The organism is Leuconostoc palmae (assembly GCF_019656075.1).
GTDB lineage: Bacteria > Bacillota > Bacilli > Lactobacillales > Lactobacillaceae > Leuconostoc > Leuconostoc palmae.
In genome coordinates, this window is the sequence record NZ_BPKZ01000024.1 from 1 (window position 1) to 1,377 (window position 1,377).

The 1,377-nt window shown below is 35.8% G+C and carries 3 protein-coding genes; all 3 read left to right on the forward strand.

The annotated features are described in order from the left end of the window. Nucleotides 1–64: 64 nt before the first annotated feature. A complete protein-coding gene (locus tag K5Q12_RS07065) occupies nt 65–223 on the forward strand; it encodes a hypothetical protein (RefSeq protein ID WP_220743117.1) in 159 nt (52 codons plus the stop codon). Nucleotides 224–319: 96 nt separating this feature from the next. Next, nucleotides 320–655: a helix-turn-helix domain-containing protein gene (locus K5Q12_RS07070; RefSeq protein ID WP_220743119.1), complete on the forward strand. Its 336-nt coding sequence runs from the start codon at nt 320–322 to the stop codon at nt 653–655. Then, entirely contained in the window at nt 656–1,087 is a 432-nt protein-coding gene (locus tag K5Q12_RS07075) for a hypothetical protein (RefSeq protein ID WP_220743121.1), read from the forward strand. Nucleotides 1,088–1,377 lie beyond the last annotated feature (290 nt).

The window sequence follows — 1,377 nt, forward strand, 5'->3', positions numbered from 1 at the left end:
GCACTCACAGAGTGCGTACATACTACGTGCGGAACCACGTTAAAAGCATTATTGGGGATGGAATATGAAGACGCAACTTATAAATGGTTATTGGACAGCTACAAGTTTTACGGACAGATTAAACGCTGCTTTAGCGGAACTTGAAACAAAGGGACATCAAATTATTGAAGTACAGTACACGTACCCTATTTTTTTCTATTCTGCTCTAATACTATACAAATAAAAAAGCACTCACTGAGTGCGTACATACGTGCCAAGCATTCACGTTAAAAAGTTAAACTAAACACCAACTATAAACAATTAATAAGGTATTAAATTCATGGAACAAAAGCTCACTCAAAGTGAACTTGCCGAAAAAATTAACGCCTCTCGTATGGCGATTGCTAACTATGAGACCGACCGTAATACTCCTTCTTTTGCAATGCTTTCATTAATTGCTGACGCATTGGATACCACAGTGGACTACTTACAAGGTAAGACAGATACCCCTACCAAAACTATTGATAGTAACGTGAATACTGGGGATGAAAATAAAAAACACGTTGAACTATCAGATGATGAGTTAATCATGTCTTTTGAGGGTAAGGAGTTATCAGAAGACTATAAGCAAGCCATTATCGCAATGTTAAAAACTATGCGAGAGGGCAAACAATAAATGTATGAATACCTAGACTACAGTTCGCCACTCGAATACTTTGATGATGTCATTGTGAAATACAATGTTAAACGTTCAACTCATAACCGAATAAATGTCGTTGAAGTTCATGGCCATGAATATGATCCAGACGTTGCATCCCCTTTTGACAGTACAATCATCATCAACCCAAACTTTAAGACTAAGTTCTCACTGCCCTTTAGGAAGTTTCACGAACTACAACACGTTCTAAACGGTGAGCAGCACAAAACTTATGCGTTCTCCCCTTTAGCTAAAAATGACGCTGAAATTAGTGCTAATGCTTACGCTTTTAAAAAGTTAGCTAACTTTTACTTTGATGAGAATACAGACAGATACAGTAAACTCTACGACTTTATGGATTACTTTGGTATACCTATGTCGCTCGAGAGCAGTGTCTTAAAAAATATATAATTTAGGGAAATTTTATGGACTTATTAATAACTTTTATTTTTTTCACTTGTGGTATATCTTTTTTAGGAACGGCGAAAGATGAGAAAAGTAATTTATATAGTATAGCAGGATATTTTATGTTATTAGCCTGTGCAATTAGCTTAATAACTTACTTTGTCTATAAATAAAAAGTCACCTACTATCAGCAAATGAATTAAAACAAAAACATAACTGCTTATTTTAACAAGGGAGCCGACTCTGTGGTACGCTTCCCTGTTTAAACTATGGGCGGGGATGACTAACAGCAAATA